Below are 7,900 nucleotides of genomic sequence, written 5' to 3' on the forward strand. Positions count from 1 at the left end.
AGGGCAATCCCTGCAATACTTCCGTGAGGAACATCACGAAAGTCATTGGAGTGTCAGGGATGAACATCAAGCAAGGTATTGCTGCTACTTGTGTAATCTGGTCCTCGTTCGCGTTGGCCGGGGATCCTGAATTGCATCTGCTTTCAGAACACCCTGTCGACGGTATGCGCGGCGGTAATCTGTCGGGGCTGGCCCTGTGCGGTGAGCATCTGTGGACAATATCGGATCGCGACGACGATCAGATCTATCGGCTCGATTCCCGGGCGGACGTCTGGAAGGCCGAAGCGGTGGCGATCAATGTCCCGCCGGTACCGGCCGATGCCGGGCGTACGCTGGCGATGAAGATTCATACGCTGTACCGCTCGCTGGTGCGCAACGCCGCCCTCGACTTTGAAGGCATCAGTTGCGATGACGCGGGAAATCGTTACATTCTCAGCGAAACCTATTCAGCGGTGCTGCAAGTCACCCCGCAAGGTCAGGCGTCGTGGCTCAATATTGCGCCGCAGATGGCAGAAGAGGCGCGCAAGGCAGGCATGTTGCTGCATGCCAACGCCCTGTTTGAAGGTCTGGCGATATCAGGTGTCGGCAACGATATCTGGCTGGCCGGCGAGCGGCAGAAAAGGGGCTTGGTGCACATCGCAAGATCCGTCGACAAATGGGCCTGCGCGCCAGTCTGCGTGACCCTGAGTGAAGGGGGGCTCGCGCCGCAGCCGCCGCAGTTTCCTGGCTCGACGCCGGTAGAAATGGATTTTTCCGATATTTCGCTGTTCAACGGCAAACTGTTTTTGCTTGATCGCAATGCCTTCAAGGTCTGTCGGCATGCGTTGAGTGGTGCTCAGGAGCGGTGCTGGTCATTTGCTGCCGATGCACTGGTTGCACATCGGCAATACCCCGGCCGGCATGGATTGACCGAAGCGCTGATTGTCGACGACAAGGGCGCCTGGATCGGCACCGACAACAATGGTGTTGTGCGCAACGATGGCGAGGCACGCCCGACTGTCTGGCGGTTTGCCGTCCCTGAAGGTGGCTGGAATGGCTGAACATGAGTGAGCAACCCCCGGGCAAACGCGCCGGTCGGGTGCTGATGATCATGGCCTGGTGCGCGGCGCTGTTTCTGGCGACGCGCTTTTTTGGCCAGTGGGAACAACGCCAGCAGAACCCGAACGTGGTAGTCAGTTCGGAACAGGGCGAAGGTTTTATCGAAGTGAAACTGGCCGGCAACGCCCAAGGGCATTTTGTCGCCAGCGGCCAGATCAACGGCGAGCCGGTGGAGTTCATGCTCGACACCGGCGCAACCGATGTGGCGATCCCGGCGGATCTGGCCAAACGCTTGAAGCTGGAAGAAGGTTTCGGTGTGACCCTGAGCACGGCCAACGGTCTGAGCCAGGGCTATCGGACCAAAATTGCCCGCCTGCAACTGGGCGACATCGTGCTGCGGGACGTCCGCGCACTGGTGGCGCCTGGGCTGCATGGCGATCAGGTGCTGCTCGGCATGAGCGCCTTGAACAAACTTGAATTTACTCAGCGCGGTGGCACCATGTTGCTGCGCCAGACAACGAACCGATGAGGCCTGCATGAGCAACCCCCTTGATCTCAGCCTGGACGGTGTAGAACGCCGGTCGCTGGCTGACTTCACCGAAAGTGCCTACCTCAATTACTCCATGTACGTGATCATGGACCGTGCGCTGCCGCATATCGGCGACGGTCTGAAACCGGTACAGCGTCGCATCATTTATGCGATGAGCGAGTTGGGGCTGGACGCCGATTCCAAGCACAAGAAATCCGCGCGTACCGTCGGTGACGTGCTCGGTAAATTTCACCCGCACGGCGACTCGGCGTGCTACGAAGCGATGGTGCTGATGGCCCAGCCGTTCAGCTATCGCTACACGCTGGTCGACGGCCAGGGTAACTGGGGTGCGCCGGACGATCCGAAGTCCTTCGCCGCCATGCGATACACAGAAGCACGCCTGTCGCGTTATTCCGAAGTCTTGCTCAGCGAGCTGGGCCAAGGCACTGCCGACTGGGGCCCGAACTTCGACGGCACCCTGCAGGAACCGCTGGTGCTGCCGGCGCGCTTGCCGAACATTCTGCTCAACGGCACCACTGGTATTGCTGTGGGCATGGCCACCGACGTGCCGCCGCACAACCTGCGCGAAGTGGCGACCGCTTGCGTGCGTCTGCTCGACGAGCCGAAAGCCACGGTTGAACAGCTCTGCGAACACATTCAGGGGCCGGACTACCCGACCGAAGCGGAAATCATCACGCCGCGCGCCGACCTGTTGAAAATGTACGAAACCGGCAAGGGCTCGGTACGCATGCGCGCCGTGTACCACGTCGAGGACGGCGACATCATCGTCACCGCGCTGCCGCACCAGGTTTCCGGTGCGAAAGTGCTGGAGCAGATCGCCGCGTTGATGCAGGCGAAACCGTCGAAAGCTCCGCAGATCGCTGACCTGCGCGACGAATCGGACCACGAAAATCCGTGCCGCATCGTCATCATTCCGGTCAACAGCCGCGTCGATCACGAAGCGCTGATGCAGCACCTGTTCGCCAGCACCGAGCTGGAGTCGACCTATCGGGTCAACGTCAACATCATCGGTCTGGACGGTAAGCCGCAGCTGAAAAACCTCCGCGCCTTGCTGGTCGAGTGGCTGGAATTCCGCGTGCTGACCGTGCGTCGCCGCCTGCAATTCCGCCTCGACAAGGTCGAGCGTCGTCTGCACCTGTTGGATGGTTTGTTGATTGCCTACCTCAACCTGGATGAAGTGATCCACATCATCCGTACCGAGGAGCATCCGAAAGCCAAGCTGATCGAGCGTTTCGCTCTCAGCGAGATTCAGGCTGACTACATCCTCGACACCCGTCTGCGTCAGTTGGCGCGACTGGAAGAGATGAAGCTGCGCGACGAGCAGGACGAACTGCTCAAGGAACAAGCCAAGCTGCAAGCGCTGCTGGGCAGCGAAGCCAAGTTGAAAAAACTGGTGCGCACCGAACTGATCAAGGACGCCGAAACCTATGGCGACGACCGCCGTTCGCCAATCGTCGAGCGTACCGAAGCCAAAGCGTTGACCGAGCACGACCTGCTGCCGAACGAGAAAGTCACCGTGGTGTTGTCGGAAAAGGGCTGGATCCGTTCGGCCAAGGGCCACGAGATCGACGCCACCGGCCTGTCGTACAAGGCTGGCGACGGCTTCAAGACCTCGGCGGCGGGGCGTTCCAACCAGTCAGCCGTGGTGATTGACTCCACCGGCCGCAGCTATTCGGTTGCTGCGCATACGCTGCCGTCGGCGCGTGGCCAGGGCGAGCCGTTGACCGGTCGTCTGACGCCGCCACCGGGTGCGACTTTCGAATGCGTGTTGATGCCGGAAGACGATGCGTTGTACGTGATCGCTTCCGACGCCGGTTACGGTTTCGTCGTCAAAGGCGAAGACCTGCAAGCCAAGAACAAGGCCGGTAAAGCCCTGTTGAGCCTGCCGAACAACGCCAAGGTGATCGCGCCGCGCCCGGTGGCCGATCGTGAGCACAACTGGCTGGCTTCGGTCACGACCGAAGGTCGCCTGCTGATCTTCAAAATCAGCGATCTGCCACAATTAGGCAAGGGCAAAGGCAACAAGATCATCGGTATTTCCGGTGAACGTGTGGCCAGTCGCGAAGAATATGTCACGGACATCGCCGTTATTCCGGAAGGCGCCACGTTGGTGTTGCAGGCCGGAAAACGAACCTTGTCGCTGAAGGCCGATGACCTCGAACACTACAAAGGTGAGCGTGGACGTCGCGGCAACAAGCTTCCAAGGGGCTTCCAGAGAGTGGATGCGCTGCTCGTCGAAAACCTCAATTAGGCGCCCTAGAGCGTTCGATCTACGATTTAACGCGTAGATCGACGCTTTGGCGCTGGAGTCGGAACGCATATTCACGGATGATATGGCCTTTCCAAGCGCCGGCGTGGCCGAGCGTTCTTCATATTTATTGAGTATTTTCACTGTGGTCAGCCTTGTGGCGGCCACCTGGACGGGATGATGACTGCTCTGCGCCTTCCACTTATTTTGTTACTCGCCGGCGTTCTTGGCCTGGCGGGTTGCAGCGTTCACCAGCCGGTGTCGCTGTATCAACTGGACAGCGGAAGTCCGGTTCAGCCTGCGCAAAGCGCAGGCATGGCGGTTTTGTTGGGCCCGGTGGTCGTCGCTGACTACCTGCAACGTGAAACACTGCTGCAACGTCAGCCGGACGGCAGCCTGCAAGCGGCGACCGATGGTCGTTGGGCTGGCAGCCTTTCGTCGGATATCGATCAATTGCTGATGCGTCAGGTCGCCGGTCATCTGGACAGCCAACGTGTGGTGCTGGCACCGGCCACCAGCGGGTTTACCCCGGATGTGCAGGTATTGCTGACCATCACGCGTCTGGATTCCGGCGTGAAACAGCCGGCGATTCTTGATGCGCAGTGGCGCTTGATCGACCGCCGTGGTCAGGTGCGGGATAACCGCATTATTCATCTGCAAGAGTTGCATGCGGGCAGTACGGCTTCGCAAGTGCAGGCGCAAGGGATTTTGTTGCAGCGTCTGGCTGAGCAGTTGTCGGTGGCGCTGAAACCGTTGGCTAATCAGCCTCCGGTGGCCGAGGCGCCGCGTAAATCGGCACCGAAACCGGCAGCGCCGGCTGCGGACGCGGATAAGCAGCCGAAGATCCCGATGGCTTCGCCGATTCGGACGGATATGGAAGTGTTCCGCTTCTAACGCTGGATCGAGACAAAACAGAGCCCGCCTTGTGCGGGCTTTGTTGTGTCTGGAGGGCGGAGATCTTTTTCGTCAGTGCTGGCCTCATCGCGGGCAAGCCCGCTCCCACAGGGGCTTCGGCTGTCTGCTCTTTTGTGGGCTCCCACGCACACTGTGGGAGCGGGCTTGCCCGCGATGGGGCCAGTGTGGTCCACAAAAAAAGCCCGCAGACAATCGCTTGTCTGCGGGCTTGTGTGTTTCAGGCCTGTGGCTTACGCCCGGCGTTCATGCATCCGCGCCAATTGCCGCTCCAGCATCGACGGATAAGGCTCCATCAACCGCTCCACGCAGCACGCGCCTTCAGGGCTGGCGATCGGGCGGATCCGCGCACGCTGGCGGATCAGCGCGTCGTCACCGATCTTGCGTTCAACCAGCAACAGGTTGCGGCTGTGTTGCGACAGGGCCAGAGCATCCTGCGCCGAATCAGTCAGCAGCAGATCGATCTGGCTCAAACCGAACAACTCATCACCCAGGGTCAGGCCCAGTTGCAATTGCAGAGTAATACCGCTGTCCGCGACTTCAATCTGCAACTGATGACCCAGCGCCCGCAGCAGCTCGCCGCAGCAGATTGCATTGGTCAGGTAATCGTCGCCGCTGTCTTCGGTGTGGAACAGCATCAGCGTGCTGCCGTCGTTGAGGGTTTCGATTTCGCCCTGATACAGCGAAGCGGCCTGATCGAGGCAGTCGCGATAACGCTCCAGCAGCTCTTCCAGGCGTGCGCGCGGCAGGCGTCGCAATTGCTCTTGCGAACCCAGTTGCACAGCGAGCACGGCGCTGTGTTGCGGCACGCTCGGGGTGGCTTTGCGCAGAGTCGGGTGCGGGGGCTGATCGAGCGATTCGTCGCGCAGATCGGCAAACGCGTCGTCGTCATCGTCGTCTTCAACGGTGCTGACTACATGACGAGGCGCCGGTTTTTGCGCGGCCATCGGACGGCTTTCATCGAAGCTCGGATCGCGCAGGTTGCGCACTTCGAACTCAGGCTCGTCGTCCTCTTCTTCGAACTCGGGTTCCGGCTCAGGTATTGGCGCAGGCTCCGGCGCAAAGTCGGCGTGCAACTGTCGGGCAAGATCGCCGATCTCGTCCTGACGGTCGGTGCCCGGCGTGTGTTCGTCGATGCGGCGCAGCCAGACGCGCAATTGCAGCAGCGGTGTCGTCAGGTAGCGGCCCATGCGCAGGCTCAAGGCCAGCGACAGTGCCAACAGAATCGCACTGAGGATGCCCATGCTTTGCAGGCTGATGGTCATCGGCTGCTGGAACTGATCCATGTCCAGGCTGATGCGCAGTTGCCCGGCGGTCACGTCCTGAAAAGTGATCTTGCTCTCGTACATGCCTTCGGCTTCGCCCAGCAGGCTGTGCTTGGGCCGCTGACCGGATTCGGCGAGGATGCGGTTATCCACGCTATAGATTGCCGCGTGGGCCACCAGTTTGTTTTTGGTCAGGTTGTTGAGCAGCACGTTGAGGCTGAGGATGTCGTTGGACACCAACAGCTCCGTGGCGGAGGTGGCGGTCTGCGTGGTCAGGCTTTCGCCCAGCGCATCGGCCTGCTCGTGCATGGCCTGCTTGAATTGCAAACCCATCACGCCGGCATAGATCACCAGGGCCAGAGCGACCAGGATCACGTTATGGCTGGCAATGCGCAATGCAATCGGTACACGGCGGTGGCGCAGTGCACGGAAGATCAGCAGGAAGAAGTTATCGGTTTTAACTGGCGTGGGCCGGTTCACTGAGCTCGGCTCTTTTGTCCGTGAAGTTGACGCGCAGTATAGCGACAGGCCCTAGACCGGCAAAGCGCTCGCGGTGCCCGATGGTCACTGAAAGTGGGTAGAATGCGGTTTTTTTCCAGTTGCGGGGGTGCGCGTTGCGCGAAATCGTCCTGATTAACATCACGGGAGTCGACCGTCCGGGTCTGACGGCAGCCATAACCGGTGTTTTGGCACAGGGTGGTGTGAACATTCTCGACATCGGTCAGGCGGTGATCCACGACACGCTGTCGTTCGGCATCCTCGTGGAAATTCCCGATTCCGAACAGGGCAAGTCCGTGCTCAAGGACATCCTGTTCAAGGGCTACGAGCTCGACCAGCAGGTGCGCTTCACCCCGGTGTCCGAAGAGGATTACCAGCAATGGGTGGGCAATCAGGGCAAAAAGCGCCACATCGTCACCCTGTTGACCCGCAAAGTGACCGCCGGCCAATTGCAGGCGGTCAGCTCGATCACCGCCAAATACGGTTTGAACATCGACCATATCGACCGTCTGTCGGGTCGCATGCCGCTGGACACTCCAGCCGACAAGGGCAAGGGCTGTATCGAGTTTTCCGTGCGTGGCGAAGCGGCTGATCCGCAGGCCTTGCGCGCCGAATTCCTCAGCGTCGCCCAAGAGCTGAATGTCGACATCGCCTTCCAGGAAGATTCGCTGTTTCGCCGCAACCGGCGTCTGGCGGTGTTCGACATGGACTCGACGCTGATCGAAGCGGAAGTCATCGACGAACTGGCCAAGGCTGCCGGCGTGGGTGAGCAAGTGTCCGAAATCACCGAACGGGCGATGGCTGGCGAGCTGGATTTCCGTGCCAGTTTCAAAGAGCGTCTGGCCTTGCTCAAGGGCCTGGATGTCAGTGTGCTGGATTCGATCGGCGCATCGTTGCGCCTGACCGAGGGCGCCGAAACGCTGTTCGCCGAGCTCAAGCGTCTGGGCTACAAGACCGCGATTCTGTCCGGCGGCTTCACCTATTTCGCCAAGCAATTGCAGGCCAAGCTCGGCATCGATTACGTGTTCGCCAACGAACTGGAAGTGGTGGATGGCAAGTGCACCGGTGTGGCGATCGAGCCGATTGTCGATGCGCAGCGCAAGGCCGATCTGCTCAAAGAGCTGGCGCACAAGGAAGGTTTGCGTCTGGAGCAGACCATTGCCGTGGGCGATGGCGCGAACGATCTGCCGATGCTGGCGATTGCCGGGTTGGGCGTGGCATTCCGCGCCAAGCCGTTGGTGAAGCAGTCGGCGAAGCAGGCGATCTCGACGTTGGGTCTGGATGGCGTGCTGTATCTGCTGGGCTTTCGCGATCGTGATGGGCAGTTGTAAATAAAGATCAAAAGATCGCAGCCTGCGGCAGCTCCTACATAGGTTTCCTGTAGGAGCT

General features: G+C 60.3%; 6 protein-coding genes. 5 read left to right on the plus strand and 1 reads right to left on the minus strand.

Annotation, left to right across the window (positions count from 1 at the left end):
• The first annotated feature begins 65 nt into the window (after positions 1 to 65).
• The 4 genes from EJA70_RS04855 to EJA70_RS04870 all read left to right on the plus strand — a co-directional run bounded on the left by EJA70_RS04855 (position 66) and on the right by EJA70_RS04870 (position 4,730).
• Positions 66 to 1,040: an esterase-like activity of phytase family protein gene (locus EJA70_RS04855; protein WP_371924504.1), complete on the plus strand. Its 975-nt coding sequence runs from the start codon at positions 66 to 68 to the stop codon at positions 1,038 to 1,040.
• A 2-nt stretch (positions 1,041 to 1,042) separates the two neighbouring features.
• Positions 1,043 to 1,567, plus strand: coding sequence for a TIGR02281 family clan AA aspartic protease (locus tag EJA70_RS04860; RefSeq protein ID WP_008079235.1), 525 nt, complete (start codon positions 1,043 to 1,045; stop codon positions 1,565 to 1,567).
• A gap of 7 nt (positions 1,568 to 1,574) precedes the next feature.
• On the plus strand, positions 1,575 to 3,839 hold the full coding sequence (parC, locus tag EJA70_RS04865; protein WP_008079233.1) for a DNA topoisomerase IV subunit A: 2,265 nt from the start codon (positions 1,575 to 1,577) through the stop codon (positions 3,837 to 3,839).
• Between the two features lie 177 nt (positions 3,840 to 4,016).
• Complete coding sequence (locus EJA70_RS04870) at positions 4,017 to 4,730, plus strand: membrane integrity-associated transporter subunit PqiC (RefSeq protein ID WP_053116751.1); 714 nt, start codon at positions 4,017 to 4,019, stop codon at positions 4,728 to 4,730.
• Positions 4,731 to 4,981: 251 nt separating this feature from the next.
• Here EJA70_RS04870 and EJA70_RS04875 read toward each other — a convergent pair whose 3' ends face one another.
• On the minus strand, positions 4,982 to 6,493 hold the full coding sequence (locus tag EJA70_RS04875) for an AhpA/YtjB family protein (RefSeq protein WP_158829990.1): 1,512 nt from the start codon (positions 6,491 to 6,493) through the stop codon (positions 4,982 to 4,984).
• 134 nt (positions 6,494 to 6,627) lie between these two features.
• On the opposite strand from EJA70_RS04875, the gene serB reads away from it, so the two are divergent.
• Positions 6,628 to 7,842: a phosphoserine phosphatase SerB gene (serB, locus tag EJA70_RS04880; protein WP_008079219.1), complete on the plus strand. Its 1,215-nt coding sequence runs from the start codon at positions 6,628 to 6,630 to the stop codon at positions 7,840 to 7,842.
• Positions 7,843 to 7,900 lie beyond the last annotated feature (58 nt).

The organism is Pseudomonas sp. PB103, assembly GCF_009764635.1.
In the GTDB taxonomy this organism is placed as follows: Bacteria; Pseudomonadota; Gammaproteobacteria; order Pseudomonadales; family Pseudomonadaceae; genus Aquipseudomonas.

Excerpts from the sequence above, each read along its gene's own strand:
- EJA70_RS04860 (WP_008079235.1), top strand. The coding sequence starts at position 1,043 with ATGAGTGAGCAACCCCCGGGCAAACGCGCCGGTCGGGTGCTGATGATC.
- parC (WP_008079233.1), top strand. The coding sequence starts at position 1,575 with ATGAGCAACCCCCTTGATCTCAGCCTGGACGGTGTAGAACGCCGGTCG.
- EJA70_RS04870 (WP_053116751.1), top strand. The coding sequence starts at position 4,017 with ATGACTGCTCTGCGCCTTCCACTTATTTTGTTACTCGCCGGCGTTCTT.